The organism is Thalassoglobus sp. (assembly GCF_048270125.1).
In the GTDB taxonomy this organism is placed as follows: domain Bacteria; phylum Planctomycetota; class Planctomycetia; order Planctomycetales; family Planctomycetaceae; genus Thalassoglobus.
Window position 1 is genome coordinate 20896 of record NZ_JBLWTN010000002.1, and the last position, 21333, is coordinate 42228.

Annotated in this window: 16 protein-coding genes; all 16 read right to left on the minus strand. The window is 48.6% G+C overall.

Annotated elements, in window-relative coordinates:
• Positions 1-9: 9 nt before the first annotated feature.
• Positions 10-1899 carry an asparagine synthase (glutamine-hydrolyzing) gene (gene asnB / locus ACN0YR_RS02405; protein WP_417847611.1) on the minus strand — a complete coding sequence of 630 codons (1890 nt, stop codon included), beginning with the start codon at positions 1897-1899 and terminating at the stop codon, positions 10-12.
• A 123-nt stretch (positions 1900-2022) separates the two neighbouring features.
• Entirely contained in the window at positions 2023-2631 is a 609-nt protein-coding gene (locus ACN0YR_RS02410) for an acyltransferase (RefSeq protein ID WP_417847612.1), read from the minus strand.
• Positions 2628-5267 (minus strand): hypothetical protein, encoded by a 2640-nt coding sequence (locus ACN0YR_RS02415; RefSeq protein WP_417847613.1) that lies wholly within the window; start codon positions 5265-5267, stop codon positions 2628-2630. The genes ACN0YR_RS02410 and ACN0YR_RS02415 overlap by 4 nt, the downstream gene beginning before the upstream one ends.
• Before the next feature lie 38 nt (positions 5268-5305).
• Positions 5306-6523, minus strand: a complete 1218-nt coding sequence (locus ACN0YR_RS02420) for a glycosyltransferase family 4 protein (RefSeq protein WP_417847614.1) — start codon at positions 6521-6523, stop codon at positions 5306-5308.
• A 34-nt stretch (positions 6524-6557) separates the two neighbouring features.
• Positions 6558-7655 (minus strand): glycosyltransferase family 4 protein, encoded by a 1098-nt coding sequence (locus ACN0YR_RS02425; RefSeq protein ID WP_417847615.1) that lies wholly within the window; start codon positions 7653-7655, stop codon positions 6558-6560.
• 41 nt (positions 7656-7696) lie between these two features.
• Positions 7697-8827, minus strand: a complete 1131-nt coding sequence (locus ACN0YR_RS02430; RefSeq protein WP_417847616.1) for a glycosyltransferase — start codon at positions 8825-8827, stop codon at positions 7697-7699.
• 1194 nt (positions 8828-10021) lie between these two features.
• Complete coding sequence (locus ACN0YR_RS02435; RefSeq protein WP_417847617.1) at positions 10022-11323, minus strand: polysaccharide ABC transporter ATP-binding protein; 1302 nt, start codon at positions 11321-11323, stop codon at positions 10022-10024.
• A 49-nt stretch (positions 11324-11372) separates the two neighbouring features.
• Positions 11373-12476, minus strand: coding sequence for a glycosyltransferase family 4 protein (locus tag ACN0YR_RS02440; protein ID WP_417847618.1), 1104 nt, complete (start codon positions 12474-12476; stop codon positions 11373-11375).
• 48 nt (positions 12477-12524) lie between these two features.
• The gene (locus tag ACN0YR_RS02445) at positions 12525-13082 is read right to left on the minus strand and encodes an FkbM family methyltransferase (RefSeq protein ID WP_417847619.1); all 558 of its coding nucleotides are present in this window, start codon (positions 13080-13082) and stop codon (positions 12525-12527) included.
• A 320-nt stretch (positions 13083-13402) separates the two neighbouring features.
• Positions 13403-14827, minus strand: a complete 1425-nt coding sequence (locus ACN0YR_RS02450) for a hypothetical protein (protein WP_417847620.1) — start codon at positions 14825-14827, stop codon at positions 13403-13405.
• 9 nt (positions 14828-14836) lie between these two features.
• Positions 14837-16141 carry an O-antigen ligase family protein gene (locus tag ACN0YR_RS02455; protein ID WP_417847621.1) on the minus strand — a complete coding sequence of 435 codons (1305 nt, stop codon included), beginning with the start codon at positions 16139-16141 and terminating at the stop codon, positions 14837-14839.
• Positions 16142-16207: 66 nt separating this feature from the next.
• Positions 16208-17092, minus strand: a complete 885-nt coding sequence (locus ACN0YR_RS02460; protein ID WP_417847622.1) for an ABC transporter permease — start codon at positions 17090-17092, stop codon at positions 16208-16210.
• Positions 17093-17161: 69 nt separating this feature from the next.
• Positions 17162-18361 carry a TIGR03087 family PEP-CTERM/XrtA system glycosyltransferase gene (locus ACN0YR_RS02465; protein ID WP_417847623.1) on the minus strand — a complete coding sequence of 400 codons (1200 nt, stop codon included), beginning with the start codon at positions 18359-18361 and terminating at the stop codon, positions 17162-17164.
• Positions 18362-18481: 120 nt separating this feature from the next.
• Complete coding sequence (locus ACN0YR_RS02470; RefSeq protein ID WP_417847624.1) at positions 18482-19372, minus strand: XrtA system polysaccharide deacetylase; 891 nt, start codon at positions 19370-19372, stop codon at positions 18482-18484.
• Between the two features lie 328 nt (positions 19373-19700).
• A complete protein-coding gene (locus tag ACN0YR_RS02475; RefSeq protein ID WP_417847625.1) occupies positions 19701-20510 on the minus strand; it encodes a sugar transferase in 810 nt (269 codons plus the stop codon).
• A 114-nt stretch (positions 20511-20624) separates the two neighbouring features.
• Positions 20625-21293 (minus strand): exosortase-associated EpsI family protein, encoded by a 669-nt coding sequence (locus ACN0YR_RS02480; protein WP_417847626.1) that lies wholly within the window; start codon positions 21291-21293, stop codon positions 20625-20627.
• Positions 21294-21333 lie beyond the last annotated feature (40 nt).

Sequence of the window (21333 nt, forward strand, 5' to 3'; positions counted from 1 at the left end):
CGCATGGCTTCACTCCGGACACCAGTGGTTCATCCAGCAGCCAAGGACCAGTAAGGACCAGAGGATGCTGCCGTAGCGGCCGGTTTTGTTAAGGTGAGCGTTGTAGAGTTTTTTTGCGGTTTTAATCTCAATGAAATTCGCAAGTTGACTGTTCGGCGAGAGGACTTGGGTTTCGAAGATCTCTCGGAGGGGGCCTCGCAACCAGTCATCGGCGGGGATTTCAAAGCCCTGTTTCCGTCGCCAGATAATGTCTAATGGAAGACGTTTCTCACAAGCTTTTTTGAAAATCCATTTTGTTTCGCCATCTTTCACTTTAAGTGACGAAGGGACCTTGGCTGCAAGTTCGAGGAATTCGTGGTCAACCATCGGTGGACGTACTTCGAGACCGACTGCCATGCTGGCTCGGTCAACTTTCGTTAAAAAGTCGTCAGGGAGTAGCATTGAGGTGTCGGCGGAGAGCATGCCATTGAGTGGTGTCGTGTTTCCGTGCTGGAAGCCACGGATGATGCGGTCTTCTGGGTGGTACCCGTTGAGTTGTTCAATGATATCTTGGCGAAAAAGTTGGCGCCGCATGTCGGGGCGGCAGATTGAAATCGTGTTCGCGTATGCAGCGTCGTCTTTGAGGGACAAATTTGTAAGCGCTGTCTTCAGCCGCATCGGACGGGGTAACCAATCGGCCTTTGGCCAAAAATTTGCAGCTTGATGCAGAATTGATTTTCGAAACCACTCCGGGAGCAGGGCTCGCAGTTTGGCTTCTTTGAGGTCATGTGCGTATCGAGAATACCCGCCGAATGCTTCGTCCCCTCCATCTCCCGAAAGCACGACCTTGACGTGTTCGCGAGCAACCTTGCAGACCGCCATCGTCGGGATCGCGGATGAATCAGCAAAGGGTTCATCGTAGTAGTGGACGAGATCTGCAAGTCCGGCAACGGCATCGGAAGTGACGGTCTCTTCGATGTGTTCGGTTTGAAATTTCTCTGCGATGATTTTGGCGTAAGGGAGTTCGCTGAAGGCTTCTTCCTCAAAGCCGATCGAAAACGTTTTGATCGTTTCGGCCCCAGTTTGCATGAGTGAACCAACGACAGCACTTGAATCGACTCCCCCGCTGAGAAACGCCCCGACTGGGACGTCTGCAATGCGATGCGCATCGGTCGTTTCATCAAATTTATTTGAGAGCTCTTCAATCCACTGGTCCAGACTCTTTGATTCATCCGGTTCGAAGTTCAACTGCCAGTATTTATGAGGAGTGGCCTTCCAGTTGTTTCGATCGATTACGAGCGTTGTCGCTGCAGGCAGCTTGTGAATGTTCCGGAAAATGGAGAGTTCCCCAGGAACGACTCCGAAGGTCAAGTAGCTCTCCAAGGCCTCCAGGTTGATTTCTCTTGGAATGTCTCTCCAACTCAATATTGCCTTGATTTCAGAACCGAAGAGAACGCGTTTCTCATCTTGGAAATAATAAAGTGGTTTCTGGCCTACGCGATCGCGTGCGAGTACGAGTCGTTGGCGCTTCACATCCCATAGAGCAATTGCAAACATGCCTCGCAACCGCTTTACGAACTCAGCTCCCATTTCCTCGTACAGGTGGACAAGAACTTCAGTGTCGCTGTTGGTTCGGAAGCGATGCCCTTTTGAGATGAGTTCGGATTGCAAATCCTGGTAGTTGTAGATTTCACCATTGAAGACGACTTGAACTGATCCGTCTTCGTTGGCAATCGGTTGATTCCCATCGGACAGATCGATAATCGAGAGTCGACGATGAGCCAAGCCGATTCCCGGTGCTCTCCAAATCCCTTCCGCATCCGGCCCACGATGTGCGATGGAATCCGCCATCTCGCGCAGCCGTTTTTCTTCAACAGGCTGAGCACCGTCAGTAAAGAGAACACCCGCAATCCCGCACATAAAAGAGAACTTTATAGCTCTAACAAACCTTGTCTCAGATCTGGAGATCCTGGTGGTTGATCTCGATTTCAGTGGTATTGTTAGTGATTCTTAATGTTGGTTGAAATTGTAAACTGACAAGGCTCAAGCAGAATCTTTTGCTGGTTGAAGTTCGTCTCTGCGACCGATGACTTTAGCTGGGTTTCCGACAACGATTTCAAAATCGTTGACAGGTTTTGTGACGACCGATCCCGCACCAATGACGCAATGTCTGCCAACGTTTGACATCACAATTGCCCGGTCTCCAATCCAGCTGTCCTGACCAATCGTGATTCGCGGGTAAACGCCAGCTTGTTCCCGAACTGGAAGATCCAGCCTGTCGATTCCGTGTTGCCGGTTTCCGTTGATGATAGAAACATGCGAGCCGATCAAGACATCGTCACCAATCTCGGCATCTCCAATCATGCACCCGACGCCGAGATAAGCTGTATTTCCGACCGACACCCCCGGGTGCGAAAAAACAGTTCCGAAGCAAATGCAGACATCTCTACCGACATACGGCAACACGAATCGGTAGAACGATCTGCGGAAGTAAATACCACAAAATCCGGGCAAAACACTCACTGCTTGAGAGTAACCGGGGAAGGCCTGCGTCTCTCCGATCAGTGCTTTGCTCAGTTGGTAGCACCCCACAAATGGTAAGGCCAAAAGGCTCGCCACGAAATTTGCCAGATTTTTTACCGTCTCTTTCATGTGGCTTTGTTTTTAATACGCCAATATCGTTGCCAGCGTAACGGATTCAATGTCGAGGCCACAGCTTTGGCGATCCCAACCGGTTGACGTAATTGACTTTTCACTCTCTGTTTTTGTGAGACAAATTGTTCTGGTGTTCCGAAATCTCCGTATAGAGAGGCATCAGCTTGAGGAGCTGGAGGAACAGCATTCTCGCGCAGCCGACAATCGGTCATCCCCTCGATCATCATGACAGCCAGAGAGCGGGCATTGGTTCGAGTTTCAAACCGGAGCAAGTCCTGCCACGCACGATCTGAAAACTCCTTGCCTCGCTGAAGCAGAGAGTGTCGTAAGTCGCCTTCGGTATGTGCGGCAGCGAGCCTCAGCACATTCGCTTTCCGAAACTCTTGGACGGCCCAAGCCTCTGTCGGGTACTCCAGCTTCTCGATCTGGTCGAAGTAAGGAAGTTCATTCTCGAGCATCCACTTCGCATAGTGAATCACCGAAGCTTGAGCATAGGCATACATGCGATCCAGGTCACCAGCACGCGCTTTCAGGTTCAGATACTTCAGAACGGATGACAAGAACACGGTGTAGGACCAGCGTGCCTCGACATTCAGTAAGTCGTTTTTGTTGATGTCATCATGAGGATGAATACAACGGCGTATCAACCGCTCGGCTGTTAGAAGGTACTCGTCCTGATGAGTCAGCACCCAGGCGTCGAGAAGGGAGTTGATCGAAAACCCTCCTCCGCGGTTTGGTCCATGGTAGGTATCGCCCCCAGTCGCCAGTCCAGTAAACGAATCGTCGACAATTCCGAAGACTGTTCTGCACCCGTCGTCCATCGCAACAACCCAGTTTGCGAGTTGCTGAACCGCCGCTTTTGAATTGGAATTGCCAGTGAGAAAATAATGTAGCAGCAAGCCACTGGTGAAATTGTGTTCCGCTCCGGGACCGCCTCCATACATTCCATTTGCAGGACAATTGTGCTTCGAGTAGGTCCGATGCGTCGCGGTGTGCGCGTGAACATAATGGTCAGTGAGCCAAAAAAGACCACCGTTGTACGCCGCTTTATCCTGCGTCGTGTGGTAGAGATCAATGTCAACCACATGCTTCGCGAGATCGTCGCCAAGCTTGAACCAAGAGCTCTTTCCTGTACGCAATGATTGCAACAGGAACCCGTGGATCATGTCGTACTGATTGTTGTAGTGCGAAATCAGCGGTTGCGAGCCCTCATAGTAGGCCTCCTCATGATCAGCGAAAATCTCTCCAAAGTTTCGCCAACCATATTCGTCAACCCTCTCCCGCTGAGCAAGAATTCCCTTGTCGCTTCCTACTGCTTCGGAGAGTAATGAATCGAAGTCGCTAAGTCGCTGGCATTCGTCGATTTCAAGCTGCGGAATGCACCCAGTTGAGTCGCACCACTTCGCCGTCGGTTGAACCTTTGCGGGGTGGTGAATCCAGTCCAGCTCATCCAAGTTTGATTCACCAGTTTTGAAATCGACCCAGACAGTGTGAGTTTTACGTTCCCCTCCCTGAAGTTCATGGAGGTCACCATATTCATGCGGAAACAATCCGATTCGAACTTTGTCCTGAGTCACCGAGATCGCTTTGGGGAATTGCTGCCAAAAGTTTGGAGTCCCGAACGCGGTTCGACCTTGTGACGTCGAGAGGTCAAAAACAGGCTCTGCTCGTAGTCCCGTCGTAGTTTCAGTCCCTGACTTGCTGCGGTAGCCTTGGAAATTGGTCGTGACCTTCGCTTCACGATTGACGTGATTGACGCAGTTCCAGTTTTCTCCTCCGCTTGAATCTTGGTAAAGATTCCAGCTCTGATCCTGTATTGCTGATGCAGGGAAACCTGGCTCGACTTTGCAACGAACCTCATTCTTACTGGCTCCCTTGGCAAATTCGACTTCGATTGACAAATCTTGAAACAACAACGAACCGCTGTCTCCCAGGTCCCATAAACCACCGGGATGTTGAGCCCGATTTGGGTTGTGAACTGCGACATCCAGAAGGAGCAGTCCGCTGCCTGCATAGAAATTCAGTCTGATTGTCGCACGCAAACTTTTCAGTTGAGGAAAGCTTGCGCTGCCGGTAATCGTGGCTCGTATTGACCCCGCTGTTTCCACTCTCCAGCCATCGCACTCCGCTTCAAATTTCTCCCCCGAAGAATCAGTAACGACGAGTCGCATTCCTGAAGCCCCAAGTATCTCAATGCCATTGAGAGAGACCTGTTCGAGCGGTCGCAAAGTTTTTCGGTCAATCTGAAACAGGGCAGTCCCGGTTTCGATGGCAATCTGATTCTCGCTCTCATGAACCAATATCGCCTGCTTCGGTGAAGGCGTTGGCTCGTTTGAGAAGTGCGTCTCAGCATCACCCAGTTCTAAAGTCGAAGGCCCCGGCGAATAACCAACCGGTAAAATCGCATCCACTAACATCCACTGCACAGATTTGTCAGGCCAGCGGCTCAGCGGCTCCAGTTGAACAGAGGCGCAGCCACCATTTCCGTCACGCAAACGTCCTGCCGAGAGCCGCGTACCTTGCGGTAAAGGGACACCAAAACAGACCGGCTGAGTTCGTACCTCGGGACCCTCGCCGAAATCAACATTCACTGGAATTTGAATCTCTTCTTCCTCAAAAGACTGATCGTTCACGAAGGAGGCCATTGGTGAGAATTGTGTATCGATGAGATTCAGTTCGCTTCCGACGCCACTTCCGACACCTCCGCCACAGAACAGCCCTCCAACCCCGCAACAACCTCAACCCCAAACAACTCCCCCGCTTGCCGAGCCAGCGCTGACCAGTCGAACTGGCTGACAACCCAGTCTCTTGCCTCGCGTCCCATTTGATCCCGCCGAGTCTCATCATTCAGTAATTCGAGAATGGCTTTAGCCAATGGTTCCGGAGAAGTGCAGTCTGCAATAACGCCGGTCTTGTTGATATCCATCGTCTCTGCCGTTCCACCTGAATCGCCTGCAAGCACAGGACGGCCACTGGCTTGAGCTTCAAGCAAGACCATTCCAAAGCCCTCGATGTCACCGTCGATTTCTCGATTCGGCAACGCGAAGAGGTCGCATTGTCGGTAACAGGCTGCAAGTTCCTCGTCGGTCGTCTCACCCTGAAATTGAAGCGACTTTTTGACGCCCAGTTCTTCGGCAAGTTGTTCGAGAGATTCACGCTGCGCTCCATCACCAACAATCGAATAGAGTACGTCCGGAAACTGTTCACGAATCGCAGGCAATGCGCGGATGAGCATGTCTTGCCCCTTCCGTTTTTGTAGCCGACCGACCGTTAAAATCACTGTCCGGTCTCCCCATCCAAGAGGTTCCCGAATGCTCAGAGATCGCTCCTCCGGCATGAAACGCTGAGTGTCGACTCCGGGGTGGAGCACCTTAATCTTCTCTGCAGGCAATCCCCAATCTTCTTTGAGAAGCCGTGCAGTATTTTGGCTGTTCGCAATGCAGTAGGTAGCACTGTTTAAAGCGCGGCGAACAAGAAACGTTAACTCGCGACTCGACCAGGCAGTATTGACGTCTTCGCCATGAACATAAAAGACGTATGGCGTCCCCTTGAGTTTTTTGACAGCCATTGCCACAACCGCTTCCGGCAAACACCGACCAGCATGAATCATCGTGATCTTCTCGCGACGCACGATTTTCAGCACTCGTTTGAAGATCCTCCAATACCCATTAAATCCCGACCAGCTAGCAACTCCCCAAGTCGAAAGCGTCAGTGGTAATCGCTCGATGTTCAAATCATGTTGACGATCAAATTCCTCAGCCCCCTCATGCTCCCCGGCAGCAATACAGACCTGCTCCCGATTCAGCCGAGAATAAATCTCCCAAAACCACCGCCCCGACCCCCCATTCTGAGGCGGAAAAACTTCAGAGAGTAGTAAGATTTTTTTCATGGATTCAGAGAATTACTTTTGCCCGGAATTAGTGTTACTGATTACCCAGTACGCTTGCGTAGACACTCAGAATCGCATCAGTATGTGCCTTTGGAGTAAATAGTTTTTCTACTCTTTCTCTGCCAGCTTTGCCCATGGACTCCGCAAGCTCTGGGTTGTGTAAGAGTTTGATAATCTCTTTGGCTAGGCTTTCCGGTGATCGTGGAGGAACTAGAAAACCGGTCACTCCCTCATTAACAACTTCCGGAATTCCCCCGACTCGAGTAGCGACAACGGGCTTCTCGCACGCCATCGCTTCAATCAGGCACCTTCCGAAAGTTTCCATGTGCGATGGACAAACTAAAACGTCAAGTTGGTTAAGCAACTCCGGAACATCGCTGCGGAATCCTAAGAAGTGAACTTCCTCTTGTATTTTTAAGTCTTCGCAAAGTTGCCTCATTTCAGACTCACATCCAGTATTGTCAATATCTTCGCCAATAAGCCAGAACTCACAATTTTCACCGTGATTTAGGATGATGCGTGCTGCGTTCAGGAAATCTATGTGTCCCTTAACTCGAGTGAAATTTGCGAGAACGCCGATACGATGCCTTTTATTGATTGTTCTTAAAGGCTTGAATTCATGCGTGTCTACAGCATTGTAGACAATGAACTGTTGTGCTCTGGGACACAGCTGAGAAAACGTATTGCCGATATCATTTTTTATTGCCTGGCTATTGAAAATAAATGCTGCCGGCTTTGGAAATCGCTTGAAGGCCCAGTCGATGGATTCAAGTGAAGGAGGGAAGCGTATATGACACACGACCGGAATATTAGCTATCTTGGCAGCCAGGGAGACTGATCGAACTGAGAAGATGTCATTCACATGAATAAGGTTTGCTTGAGAGCGACGGAGCAGTTTGGTTGTGTTGTATAAATGGACTAGAGATCGACTCGGACGACTGAATGACGGTTGCTCAAAGTTGAAAACTTCATATTTCATTTGCTCCGATTCGCAAACGCGCGTCATGCGACCTTGGCCGGGGATTGCAATCAAAGATTGAATTCCTTGAACTGCCAATCCACGTGCAATTAATAGCTGGCTCCGCTCCGCTCCACCGATTTCAGAAGAATTAGAGACGTGTAGTATATTCACAAAATTAAAGATCTGCTTGAGAGAGGAGAGGGGGATGCGAGCTATTTGAGTCTGGATTCTTTATTGCTAGCTGCCGATAAGATGTTTGCTAATGTGTGGATGCTATTTTGCATTGAGAACTTTTCTAAAACTCTTTTTCTAGCCGCCATCCCAAAGCGGCGAGCAAGTCTTGGATCGGATGCGAGTTGAACCATTCGCTCTGACATCTGCTCGACATCCTTTTCTTTAACAAGAAATCCAGTCTCTGAGTCAATGACTACGTCTGGGATTCCAGCGTGCCAGGTGGACACTACGGGAAGTCCGCATGCTCCGGCCTCAAGGATGCAGTTGGGGGTTCCCTCACAATCGCCGTTCGAAGCCTCAATTGAATGTTGGACAAAGGCAAGTGAACTCTTCATTTCACGAGCCACGACATCGTGCGGTTGAGACCCAAGAAAGTTGACTGATCTTTCGATCGCAAAAACTTTCGTCAAATCTTGGCAAACACCGAGTAGTGGCCCGTCGCCAATGAATTTTAACTGAGCGTTTGGGATTTTTTTGACGACATTAGAGAATGCCAAAATTGTTAAGTAAGGAGCTTTTTTCTCTACAAACCGGCCAACAGCGAGAAACGTTGGGTTTTCGGTGGGAACAGTGCTTTCATTAAATTTACTGACATCTACACCGTAGTGATTCAAATGCAAGCGATTTTCAACCGCCCCCAGAGTTAGTAGACGATCTCTCATTGCATGTGAAACCGCTACAACTCCCGCGGCCTGTTGGAACATGTCTTTGTAGCTTTCAACATGCTGGCTTAAAATGTCCTTCTGGCTTGCATCGCATCCATGAAAGTGAACGACAAGCGGGAGGTTGAGTCTCTTGCAAGCGTCTGAAACCCAAACGCCAGTTGGCCCATATTCAGCCAAAACGACATCAGGCTGAAATTTGCGGAAGGCGGAAATGTAAGCTTTCGTCCGCTCCCATTCCCACGGTTTTCCGGTCAGGCTTCGAGTCATCTTGCGTATCGCCCGCGCACCTAGCCCTTGAGGTAGAATGTATCTTTCATTGTGAACTGGGAGTAAATTTTCAGAATGATGCAAGACTGAAATTTGGCCAGGCAAGTGAGTCGCATGAGCAGCTAAGAATGTTTCTGACACTGCGTGCAATGCTGGCTGGACGATGAAAATTCGCATAGAAAGGTGGTTGTCTAATTTATCTTTTTATATGGAGGACAGAACTCTTTGGTTTTGTACAACCATGGGGCGGCGATAAATTTTGCTGTTTAGAATCTCAACAGCTTTAGGGTTACTGAAGTTTCCTTGGTCAGTCCAAACGGGGCGCCAAGTTGGTGAACGACTGAAATTTTCCCAGGCAAGTGTGCAGAGTTCGGAGCAATGAAGGATTCTGAAAGAGCATTGTAGGTTGGTTTGAACAGCACCGATTCTCAAAGCAATGGTTTCTTGTTTTTCCGGGCGACGACGAAGTAAACGCAAGCATCTCTATCGCGAACTTCAGCAGGGCATCGTAAGTCAGCTTTTTGAATTCTATTTTGCATGTGAAAAATAAATAGCTTTCGCCTCCAGCGTGAAATGCGTGCTAGTACGGAGTCTTGGTAGAGTTGAAGAGCTGTTGCCTCAGGTCCCATGATTCCGGAAAAGCTTATTGTTTCGAAACCTGCTTTTTTAATTTCACTTTGTAAACCATCGCAGGTCCATCTCCAGAAATCGCACGGGTCGGGATGGTATTTCCAAACACCATGCGTTGAGAGTGCTAATATTCCCTTGTCTGAAAGAACACGATGAGCCTCTTGCAAATATTCTTGAGGGGAGGAAACATGCTCCAAGACCTAGCTAGAACTGATCCTGAAACTTGAAATTGCTCTCTCAAACGTTGAGGAAAGTGGCTATTCCAGAGGTTTTCGGACTGGTTCTAGAAAGTAGAGCATCGGCGAAGGAATCTTCGAGTGGAATACGATTTGGAGAGACCATTGTCAGGTCTGCAAGTTCGTTTCCACTTAAGTCGCACCCAATGTATTCTTTCACGTGGTGTTCAATAAGTTTGCGGTATGGCATATTCCCGCAACCAAAGTCTACGATCCTTTCAATTCCGCTTTCCTGTACGTGTTTTTCTACAAATTGTTCTATCTGCGTTCGCAGGCATGTTAGGTGCCAATGAAGACGGTTTGTTCGACTGGGGAAAAGTCGCTCACCTCGTCCGTGAGAAGGTTGTGTGGTTAAGGGTGAGTTCGTGGAGGGCATTTATGGAAAGTTCCATGTCTTTGAAGGTCTTGAAAAACTGAAGTCGTAAGCTTTGATTAGATTTATTATCTGAGCAGTTGTGGCTCTGAAGTTCCTCAAAGCACGGGGAAGTCAGTCGCACAATGGAAATTATTTTCCTCGAGGCTGGGGGGAAATTGACCAATCTGACGCCCAGAAACAGTACCCCCACGACTTGACAGGTGGGAGTGCATTTCCCCATCCGTAAACATCTCTAGGGAGGATTTCAAGTTGGAATGCATCGGAGAAAAGAGCTACGTCCATTACCCCATCCGAGATGTACACTTTTGCGTGATAGGATGCAGCGTTAAGAGGAAGGCATCCGAAATCAATGGAGACTGTCCAGTTGTTGTTGAATCCAACTTCAGACTTCACGTTTTGGACTTTACTGCTTGTGCTTAGGATTGGCTCTCCCGAAGGCGCGGAGAATGTTACTCCTACAAATAGTTCTTTTAACTGTTTGGGGGCCTCTACGTTGAATTTTACTTCGAGAGGTTCGCCGCACGCGATTTTGAAGATTCGAGGGGTTTCCGAAAATCGAAGGAAGTAGTCATCTCCTCTTCCTGGGTCTCCAGCAATGTGGTCTCCAGTGTGTGAGTCGAAAGATTGATGCTGAAAGCTGTTGTTGTACGAATTTATAACACCTTTTGAATCGTTGTCATCTTCTATTTTTCCGGATGCCACCAGCACCGCACGCATGCAGAGCGATTCGACAGCGGCCATGTTATGACTTACGAACAAGACTGTACGGCCATCTCTCGCGACATCCTGCATCTTCCCAAGGCATTTCGTTTGAAAGCCAACATCCCCGACAGCTAAGACCTCGTCGATAATCAGGATCTCAGGTTCCAGGTGGGCAGCGACTGCAAATGCTAAGCGGACTTGCATGCCGGATGAGTAGCGTTTTACGGGAGTGTCGAGGAATTTCTCGACTCCGCTGAAGTCGACGATTTCGTCAAATTTTCGGTCGATTTCTCGTTTGGTCATCCCGAGGATTGTACCGTTCAAGTAGATGTTGTCTCGCCCGGTCAGTTCCGGATGAAACCCGGTTCCGACTTCCAGTAAGCTGGAGACACGTCCGCGGATGACAACTCGTCCGGAGGTCGGATCGGTAATTCGGCTGAGGACTTTGAGCAGCGTGCTTTTTCCTGCTCCGTTGCGACCAATAATCCCGACGACCTCTCCTTCTTGCACATCAAAAGAGACATCCTTGAGAGCCCATAGAGTGTCGTCCGACTCGTTACCGTTTGGTCCTCCGGTGAACGTGTCAAGACGGCGGAGTCGCTGTAAGTTTTTGAAAGGAGAACGAATGACTGAAGTCATTGCTCCAACAAGGGTGTCCGGAATTTCATCTTTAACGCCAATCCGGTACGCTTTGGAAAGATTTTCAACTGAGATGACGGGTTTAGGCATGGTGGTAGCTTTGCATCATAATTCTGAATCAATTGAACTTGATTGGACGTTAAGCAATAGCGTCTTGATAAATCTTTAATATTTTAGAATTACGATTTTTAAATGAAAATTTCGAACGTGCGACTTCCAGTCCTGCCTGCCCCATTTGCTTGCGAAGCAACGGCGACTCGATTGAACGGATCATGTATTTGTAAAGTTGGTCGTTAACATCCTCGTGGAAATTCGCAGGAATCTCATTCACGATATATGCTCGGAAAATTTTATCGGTGTTATATTGAGAGATGTCGATAAGAAACCCCGTTTTATTCTCTTCCACAATTTCAGGAATTGCGAACACATTTGTTGCAATCACAGTGATTCCAAACGCCATCGCTTCTAAGATTGCAAATCCGAAAGCCTCTGTGTAAGTCGGCAAGAGGTAGACGTCGGTTGAAGGAAGGACTTCGTTGAGCATCTCTGATCGAGAAACGCGACCGAGAGTTATCGCAGGGCAGTTGTGGATTTTTTTCAGGTATTCTCTTTTTAACTTTTGATTTGATGTGTTGAAATCGGTCTTTTCATCGCAGCAAATCCTGATACGTATTTCTGGGTATTGTTTGTGCGCTTTTTCAAATGAGTCGATGACATTCGCTCCACCCTTTCTGAAGAAGTCACCGCTAAACAGGAAATTTAGTTGATTAGAGTTTCCAGAGTAGATGAGTTCGTCTGGTATTTTTCTGATAGCGGGGTAAACGACTGATGTTTTTTCCAGAAGCCATTTTTCTCGGACATGCCCATAGTCAGTCATTGATTTCTTCGCTGCATTGCTCCAAAAGATGAGCTTCTTGAAATTCTCCTGGGCAAACAGGTGCTTCATGTATGCCAAGCGGATCGGCTTTGGTAAAGGCGTTCCGAGAATATTGAAATTGAGTGTGGCTTGAAAACAATCCGCAGAGTAAATCCAGCGATTTCGCGTTTGGATCGGACTCAGGATTGCTTCGATCAAATCGTGGTCATTTGAGTCGAATCGCATCAAGAAGTTCTTGATCGTGCTCTGCACGATTGGGAATTTTTTTGGCACTGCTTTGGGGAATGAGAACTCTACTCCGTCAGGCGGGGAACTCGCCTGCTCGTCCGCCATCCCGTGTCGTTCTGTGAGTCCTACTCGAATCATTCTGAATTCCAAGTAATCCTGACATGGTGAAAAATTTAACGCTAGTGGCTACGAGCTCGTGAGCTCATAGGCAAAATCACGATAGGTAATTTGTTTGACCAGCTTGTACCGGCCCTTCAGGCAGTCTTCAACTTCTTCTTTCTTTAGATTATCCAGGCATTCAATAATAAGTACTCTTGGTTGGTATCGATTTAAATTGAGCCCACGAAGAACTTCCGCTTCGTACCCCTCGACGTCCAAGCTCAATAGGTCGATTTGATTTGGCTGTATTTCATCGAGAATGGATGTCAGTGTTCTTGGTTCAACTGCGATGGCCGGATTTAGTTTGTCGTTCTCGTCGGGTTCAGTTCCGTCCACAACTGAAGAGAATGCATGATTTTCCTGAATGAAGACTGAGTCATTGGAATTGTTGGCTGACACAAGGGCGCAGTGAAACGCAGTTGTGTGTGGTCGATTGGTCTTGATGCGTTTAAAGAAATCTGGGATTGGCTCTATGAGGATTCCATTCCATCCGTGAAAGCGTTCAAGGTTGTAGGTATTGCTCTCGAAAAATCCGTCAAGAGCACCAGCCTCAATAAAGAAACCGGGGGATTTAAAGCGAGACATTAGGAAGTCGTGAATCTGTTTGGAATTTGGCTTTGAATATGTTTCGATTCCTAGCTTTTCGCAAAATTTCCTCCGTAGGGTTCTTAATTTCCAATAAGGAAGTTTCACTGTGGTCTCCTTTGCTGCGTTAGTGCCTGATGCTCAATTCAGTTAATTGAACAAAAAGGTAGCCTCGCGCCGTTTCGTTATTGGTTGAAATTCATCATGCGGCGCGCACAACACGCCCAAGGAGGTCTCCGGCATTACATTCTTGACGCTAATCCGGTACGCATTGGAAAAATTTTCTACAGAGATCACAGGTTTAGACATTTGAATCGAGATTAGTTGGCTTGGAGGTGGCGTTCTGAGGAAGTGGGCGTTGTTACGCGATTTGAGTGTTGAAGAACCTTTACAGGCTTGTTTTTTTGAGTCTGCCGAAGCTTGTTGTCTTTAATTCTGATTTTCATTGTGGTGGCTTCTCCTGGAAGGCCTGCAGTGTTTGTTGATCTCACTTCGATCTGGCTTTGTCCGGGTGACGGCTTCCATTCGAGTTGATGGTCTTTTACGCGAACCCATTCATGGGAGTTGGTCCGGTATTCAAAGAAATTGAAATTGGGAGTCCATGTTGAAAATTGCAATTTCGCGGTTGGACTTATGCCTTCTTTGAACTCGACGAGGTCAATCCGCGTTCGCCCAACAGGCCAGTAGAGTTGGGTGAAGTCGTCTACGGAAATCGCCTCTGGGCAAATTTTAGGAATAGGCAGTTCTGGGGTAGATTGTAGTAGGTATTCGCGTGTGCGAATTGGGTGTCCTATAGGGTATTCGGCGGACAGGTAGTCGTTTCGATTGGAGTACAGTACGTACTCAAAAAACTCAATGTTCATACCAGTGAGGCTACCGCCGTACATGTTGGTCTTTCGGAGTTCGGTGCTTGCTTCTCCGAGTTCGACGACTTCAATTTCGGTGAGTTCTTTGACTTTGTTGATGAGCTGCTCTCGGTTCAGTCTTGGCTTCGCTGCTTTGGTTAAAGAGCGAATTTTTAGCCATTCGTGGTTCAGTTCTTGGGCGTTGAGCCATGTTCCATTTTTTTTGTATGCAATGTTGAAGTCTGGATCAATTAAAATCCACTTGTGGAATTCAGGGACGTAAACTTCACATACTGCGTGATCTCTACCAGTACCGTTATTGCTAAGAGCCAGTAATCTTGTGGTGTAGCCAGCTGTTCTGGCAGCTGCGCCGTAGATGATGGAGAAGTGTCGACAGGAGAGTTTTCGATTCGCTTTTGCGAATCTCAGGTATTGGATTGGGGATGAGTTATCATCTGGAAGCGGTTCTCTGCCGTGTTCCGTAAGTCGTCGGACTTGTTCCGAAATTTCGAACACTGTCGTTGTGTGGTCAACTTGAAACGGCAATAAATCTTTGAACTCTTGCACCTTTGGGCTTTGCGACCATTCGTGTCCAAACTCGATTCCCATTTGCGTTGAAGTTAGTGTGTTGTTGGTTTCAACCTGGAGCGAATCTGGGCTGTAAATGTCTTTCCGGTGATGTGACACGGGGCCGAAGTTGACAGGGTGTTTGTCTGTGAAGGCATCGAAATTTGAATAGAAAGAGTCAAGTGACCGGGCGATTCCCCATCGTATAACTGGATGGTCCTTGAAAAGGAAAATCAACACCGGCGTTACAGCAAGTGCGAAAGCTATTCCGATCAGGATTCGGCGGTGTTTCGTGTGTTTGTTCAAAATAAGCTTAAGGTTGGTTAGTCCCATTCGATTTACTTAGCTGGGTGCTTGTGCATGCAGGAGAGGTCTCTGTGTCGCAAGGTGGTCGATGGGCATTTTGTTTTTATTGATGAGCAGAGCAGAAGCGCCCACGATCACCAGGATATACGAGCCTTCAATTAGGGCAGCACTTGAAAACATCGAAGCGACCATGTATCCAGGCAGTCCGCAGAGAACAGAGAAGATCGATGCTTTCGCCCATGGCTCCATGGACGATTTGTTGAACTTCCAATATTTCCTGACAGCTAGCCAAATCACCGAAAAGTATCCAGCGTACAATAATAATCCCGGGATGCCTGAACCGCATGAAATGTCAAAAAAAAGATTGTGTAGCGCTTTGTTATTTGACCTAAGTCCCCCTTCATAGTATTGAGGGACGAGTCGCCGACTTGCATTTGGACCGACCCCTAAGATCGGGTAGTCTTTCATAATGTCAACGCCTGCTTTCCAGAGTTTGAAGCGACTGTCAGCTGAGGAGTCGAGTTCTTCTCCTTCTTTGAAAGAAGATTTGAATTCATCGACGACTGAAGGGCCAGCAAGGGCGATTCCGAGAACGGTTGCTGTGATGATTGTTGATGTAGTCCAGGAGTTTTTGTGGACATATAGAACGCCTACAGCAGCCAGGACGAGTGCACCAATCATCGTTCCTCGGGATTCTAGTAGCATGATTTCATGCATTTGAAGCACGAAAATGAACCCGGCTAATAATCGTGCCCAGAGCTTGACTGAATAGAATGCCAAGCTAAGGCTAATTCCCATGGCTGGTGCAGTCGCGATCGAGTAGCCGTTGTTGTCAAAGCCTCCCCATCCACTTCTAGCTGCATATGACCAACCATTTTGGAAATATTGGAGGTTGATTTCCCAAGCGTTCCAGCCTTGGGCAATGACCAAGACCCACATCAGTGTGAGTACTTTTTTGGGGGCGTCTATAAGGAGTGCACCAATGCAGGACATGAAGACAATCTTCCAGATGTTCGTCATATAGGCGACTGTGTCACCCTCGTGAATGGTGGACTGAGCTGTCACCCAAGCCCATACCAGGTAGAGGACTAAGCTGATGATTGCCCAGGCTGGGGCGCCTTGGATTTTGTTTCCTTTGAAGCCGGAGAGCAGGAGCCCGATGAAAGTTGCTCCGACGATATATTTCTGGAAGTTCGAGTTGGGTGGCAGGCTGTGCCCCCATAGGTAGACCGGATTCAGAATTGCAAATCCGAAGTATCCGACGACTCCGATCCATGGTCGGACGATTGCTCCCAGGCAAATGAAGGCCAGTGAGCCGTATACAAAGATGAGTCCTTTCAAGGCAGCAATCCTGAAGTGTTATGTGCCTAGCGGCAAAAGTAAGGTGGCGATTAAGAGGCAATCTTCTTACGCGACGTCGGCGAAGATTCTTTCTTTGCGGTTGAAGTAGAGGATTCCGGTGAGGGTGATGCAGGTTGAGGAGAGGATGCCGATGGCGATGAATTGCCATGGCATGGGGCGTGTTCCTAGCAGTGCGGAGCGGAAGCCTTCGATGACTGCGACCATTGGATTGAGCGCGTAATACATTTGGTACTTCGCTGGGATCAGGCTGGCTGGGTAGACAACCGGTGCAGCGTACATCAGTAGTTGAACGACGAAGTTCATCGCGTGTTTGACGTCGCGATATTGAATTGCAAAGGCTGTCAGCCAGCATGCGAGCCCGAATGCTGTAAACATCATCAGGAGTATTAAAATTGGGATCATCAGAACTCCCCATGTCGGGGGAGTTTGGAAGAAGATCATTAAGACCAGGAGAAGGGTCATCGCAATTGAGAAGTCAACCAGTTTCGCGAAGACTGCTGAAAGGGGCATCAGGATGCGGGGAAAGTAAACTTTCTTCAGCATGTTTGCCTCTGTGACGAGGCTGTTTGTCCCATCAACGAGTGAGTTTGAAAAGTAGGTCCAGGGGACAAGGGCGCTCAAGCTGAACAGTGCGTATGGGGAACCATCTGATCCGACCTTTGCCAGTTTTCCGAAGATGACCGTAAAGACGATCATTGAGAAGACCGGCTGGATGATTGCCCATCCAATACCGATGGCGCTTTGTGCGTAGCGAACTTTGACCTCTCTCCAGACCAGGAACCGGAGTAAGTCTCGATAGTTGTAGAGTTCTTTCCAGTCGAGCAACCGCCAGTTCGAGCGAGCTTCAATGATCGTTTCGTAGAGGTGAACTTCTTCGGTTTCTGTTGGAGAAACGTTTGCAGGTTCAATGGTGTCCAAAGTCGACGTCACAAGTTTGTCCGGTGTGTTATCTTCAAGTAGGATTGAGAAAAGTATCGGGAAGGGCAGGCTTGTCCTGGTTTAGATGCCTAATAATTCAGCGACAGGCTCCAGACAGCTCGACCAGCAGTGGCGGTCTCTGACGAATTGATAACCGGCTTCCGCAAATGAGTTACGTTGTTCGTGGTTGCGGAAAAAGTTGATCAAGGCGCGGCTCCAATCTGAAGGATCTGACGCAATCATCACTTGGTGAGTCTCAAGTCCGATCCCCTCGACAGCATGGGGGGTCGACAAGACTGCCGTTTTCATCGCGAGTGCTTCCAGAACTTTGTTCTGTAAGCCACGTGCAAGATGCAGTGGAGCGATAGAAACGCTCGCTTGATGGTAGTAAGGTCGGACGTCAGGGACATTGGCAAAAACTTTCACGCCCGGAAGTTTTCCGAGTGCCTGGACGTCTGGAGTCGGATTTCTGCCTACGATCAGCAGTTGACTGGCTGAGTGTTCTTTGATGACGGTCGGCCAGACCTGATTGCAGAACCATTTAATCCCATCAATGTTGGGGGGGTAGTTGAGGGCTCCGACGAACAGGCATGTCGATGGGTCTTTGCTTTCCGCGTAAGAACCTTCGACGTCAAAAAAGTCTAAGTCGATTCCGTTTGTCGCTGCGCGAACCTGAGCACCCGGCGCGAATGACCGATAGATATCGGCTTCCGGTTCTGTGACCAGAGTGACGCCTTGGCATTGTTCACCGAGGGATATTTCCAAAGACCGCAAGCGTTTCGCTTCGAGGTTGTAAAGAACGCTTTTGATTCCGCTTGAATTCGTAGAGTAATCGGCGAATTTTTCGCTATCGACATCGACGAGATCAATGAGTTTGGGAACGTTTTGTAATTGTGGAATTTTGAGGTACGGAGCAACGCTTGAGCAAAAACCAATGGCAGCGTCAAACTTGACTTCACGGCACCATTTCGAGATGCCTGACATCAACCGATGTGAGTAAAAAAGTCCTTCTGTGGCTGTCCGCCCGGAAGCGAGAGACCACGCACCATGGATGTATCGCGACGTGTTCAGGTGCTCGATTTGTACGCCTTGGCAGTGCGATTGAAGCTCTGTCTTGCAATCGGGGTGAAGTGGTTCATCTGCCAGGCAGGCGAGCCAAACGTTTGCGCGAGATGCCAGAAATTTTAAAACGTGGTAGGAACGAATCCGATCTCCTCGATCCGGAGGGAAGGGGACTCGATGTACGACGAACAGCAGGTTTGGCTTTGAGTCTTTCTTCATGAGAAGGGAGTTATCACTGTCATTCGTTTGTGGACTAAAATGACTGAAGATCACTGACGCTGAGTTTTTCATTGCTATCCCGGTGAGGAATAGAAATTTCTGCTGGATTCTGGATGTTTCTCAAATTGTGACTTTATCAGAAGTTGCGAAGCCGCTGGGTTCCATTGGTGTTCCTGAAGGGACGATGGATGAAATCGCATCGAATTGAAATCGCTCTAGTAGAGTTCGCATTCTCGATTCCGTTCGGCTTAAGTTTGTGTAGTGCCTCAATTTGGATTTCCAGGAAGAGGCGATCCTCGGTTGGTCAGGGTCAACTTCCCACGGATGAATGTAGAAGACAAACGGGCGATCGTGGCGAGAGTTGAGCTTCTCAAGCTGAGAAAATGTCCAACGTGCAGGGAAGATGCGAAAATATCCGCCACCTCCGACTGGAAAATTGCGTCCCAAAACATTGCATACTGTACCGGGACATTCCCACAGGCTTCCAGCTGGTCGTTCAATCTGATGTGGCTGAGTTGGTGAGCCGGGGATTCCGTAGATGTCGTGTCGAATTGGATAGATGCTGGAGTCGAGTTCGATCCCTTCCTCGATTAAAATATCTAAGGCCCACAGCGACTGTTCAGTAATAGAAAAACTGGGGGCACGGTATGTCTTGATTGGCTCGCCAGTGATGTCTTCCAAGATTTTGCAGCTGAGGACGAGGTCGTCATGAAAATCTTCCGGTGTCATGTTATAGACAAGATCGTGGCGGTAGCTATGGCTTCCGATTTCATGGCCAGCTCGTTGAATGTCACGTACCAGATGTGGTCGACGTTCAGCGACCCAGCCCAAAATGTAAAATGTTGCCCGGACCTGATAGTGATTTAACAGGTCGAGAATTCGATATGTGTTCCCGCTGACACGGGATTCCATGTTTTCCCAATCGCTGGTGCGAACGTGCTTTGAAAACGCTGAGACATGGTAATAGTCTTCAACATCAACTGTGAAAGCGTTCACAACTTTTTGGCTCACGAATTTAGCCGATGGGTTAGGGGAAGAATCGAGATGAGTTGGCGGATCGAGACTAAGGCCAGAGAGGTGATAGCTGGCCCATGCTCAAACGCGTTGTCAGTGTGACACTGTAAGATGTCTCGTCGCGTTGAAATCAATGCCTCAACAGGCACGTTGTGAGAGGCGGACGGTATGTGTCCTGTGAGTTCTGGATTGACAACTGCCTCGAAGCTTTCTCAAGCTCGTTGGCCTGCGTGCTCAGTGTCGCTGGTTATCAATTCAGCTGAAAGGGACCGTTCGCAGGTCTCGAGTTAAAGAAGCCTGACTTGCAGTGGTCGTTTCGTTCAGGTCACGATGCTTTGGAAACGGTTGCTGGTTGTTCAGGAGTGGCTTCTGAGAGCAGCGCTTGCTGGGCAACTGGAACGGTTGGTAGTGCTACGAAAGACCATGCAACTTTCGCTAAAGAGGTGCAAAAGTAAGTCGCCGTAAACACGAGGATCCTGAGATCAAGCCAAGGGCTCATGTTAATCACGTAGTAAAGATCCGGGATCAATTTTCTTCGGACGCTTTCAACATCCGTGTCGGCAGGTAAACGGAGTTGTGCTAATCCGGTAATGCCTGGCTTGACATGCAATCGTTGTTTGTAGTTTGGAATATCAAGTTCAAGTTTGTTGGCGAGTTCTGGACGTTCTGGGCGTGGGCCAATAAGGCTCATCTGTCCCAGCAGCACGTTAATTAGTTGAGGAAATTCATCAATTTGTGTGCATCGCAAGAAGTGGCCAAAAGGGGTGATGCGATCATCTTCGGCCTTCGCCCAGACCGCACCTGTTTTCGATTCTGCATCTTGCTTCATTGTTCGAAGCTTGATCAGTATGAAGGAAGAGCCATTCAAGCCGAGCCTCTCCTGGAAGTAGAAGGCTGGTCCCGGAGACGTGATTTTAACCAGCAGTGCCGCTAGAAGAATCACTGGAAATAGCAGAGTCAAGAAAAGTGCAGCCAGGATAAAGTCGCAACAAGTCTTGACTGTCATGTACCATTTCTGGCATGGCTCGACGAAGAGTTTGTCGAGATCTGCTGTGTCGTCTTCCATGACATGGGGTGCCACATGTTGAATAAGTTTGGACTGTTCTAGGTCCAGACACTCGTCGACCACTTTCATGTGTTTTCCTTTGCCCGTTAACTCTTTTGTGGTGTGAGTTCTAAAGATGCTGAAGTTCAGGGAACTTCAATGTTGGAGAGGATACCATCAATTATGGGGGATGTAACTGGATTTTCAGGAATCAGGTGGGGAATTTTGAAACAATGCCTCGTTTAAAAGTGGGAGGAAGCTTTCCATAAACTCATCCGTTGTTGTTTTGACGTCGCCCTCGGATGCGTTTGAGAAGGGGACGGTGACATACATTTTATATAAATAAGGGTATTGAGCAGTTTCCAGTCGGGGACGGTCTAAGGCCATCCACTTTCCATCAGCGCTCCATCCCCAGTGGGTTTCGATTGCAATTGGAACGCCATCGGCAACGCGTGCAAATCGCCCCTTCCACATTGAGCCGGCGTCTGGAGACTCGAACTCAACTGGTGCAGGTGTTGTCTGAAGTCCCCAACCTGCTCCGACAAAACAGACTGTCGGAGGGTGGACGGAAATTGGCCCCGGTCGTCCGCATAAAATCATGACGCTCAACTCGCGGCCATCTTTTGTGTTAGTGAATTTCTGTGAGTAGTGGCCAACAGCTTCAGCGACCTTTAGCTGCTTCTCCGGGATCTCGCTTGCTGTCCCCGACCAGTCTCCAAACTCTGTGGGAAGTTGATCGAGTCGACGAGCTGCTTCTAAGACTTTTGTGGACTCGCCCCAGCGATCTGTTTGGATTCCATGGATGACTCCAGTCGCTACGATGAGCAGTAGTCCGATTCCAATTGGAAGGATTCGTTGAGCTTGAGTTGGCATCAGTTCAGCAGTTTTTTACAGGGTGTGAACTTGTGAGCAG

Excerpts from the sequence above, each read along its gene's own strand:
- asnB (WP_417847611.1), bottom strand. The coding sequence starts at position 1,899 with ATGTGCGGGATTGCGGGTGTTCTCTTTACTGACGGTGCTCAGCCTGTT.
- ACN0YR_RS02410 (WP_417847612.1), bottom strand. The coding sequence starts at position 2,631 with ATGAAAGAGACGGTAAAAAATCTGGCAAATTTCGTGGCGAGCCTTTTG.
- ACN0YR_RS02420 (WP_417847614.1), bottom strand. The coding sequence starts at position 6,523 with ATGAAAAAAATCTTACTACTCTCTGAAGTTTTTCCGCCTCAGAATGGG.
- ACN0YR_RS02430 (WP_417847616.1), bottom strand. The coding sequence starts at position 8,827 with ATGCGAATTTTCATCGTCCAGCCAGCATTGCACGCAGTGTCAGAAACA.
- ACN0YR_RS02435 (WP_417847617.1), bottom strand. The coding sequence starts at position 11,323 with ATGCCTAAACCCGTCATCTCAGTTGAAAATCTTTCCAAAGCGTACCGG.
- ACN0YR_RS02440 (WP_417847618.1), bottom strand. The coding sequence starts at position 12,476 with ATGATTCGAGTAGGACTCACAGAACGACACGGGATGGCGGACGAGCAG.
- ACN0YR_RS02445 (WP_417847619.1), bottom strand. The coding sequence starts at position 13,082 with ATGTCTCGCTTTAAATCCCCCGGTTTCTTTATTGAGGCTGGTGCTCTT.
- ACN0YR_RS02450 (WP_417847620.1), bottom strand. The coding sequence starts at position 14,827 with ATGGGACTAACCAACCTTAAGCTTATTTTGAACAAACACACGAAACAC.
- ACN0YR_RS02465 (WP_417847623.1), bottom strand. The coding sequence starts at position 18,361 with ATGAAGAAAGACTCAAAGCCAAACCTGCTGTTCGTCGTACATCGAGTC.
- ACN0YR_RS02475 (WP_417847625.1), bottom strand. The coding sequence starts at position 20,510 with ATGAAAGTGGTCGACGAGTGTCTGGACCTAGAACAGTCCAAACTTATT.
- ACN0YR_RS02480 (WP_417847626.1), bottom strand. The coding sequence starts at position 21,293 with ATGCCAACTCAAGCTCAACGAATCCTTCCAATTGGAATCGGACTACTG.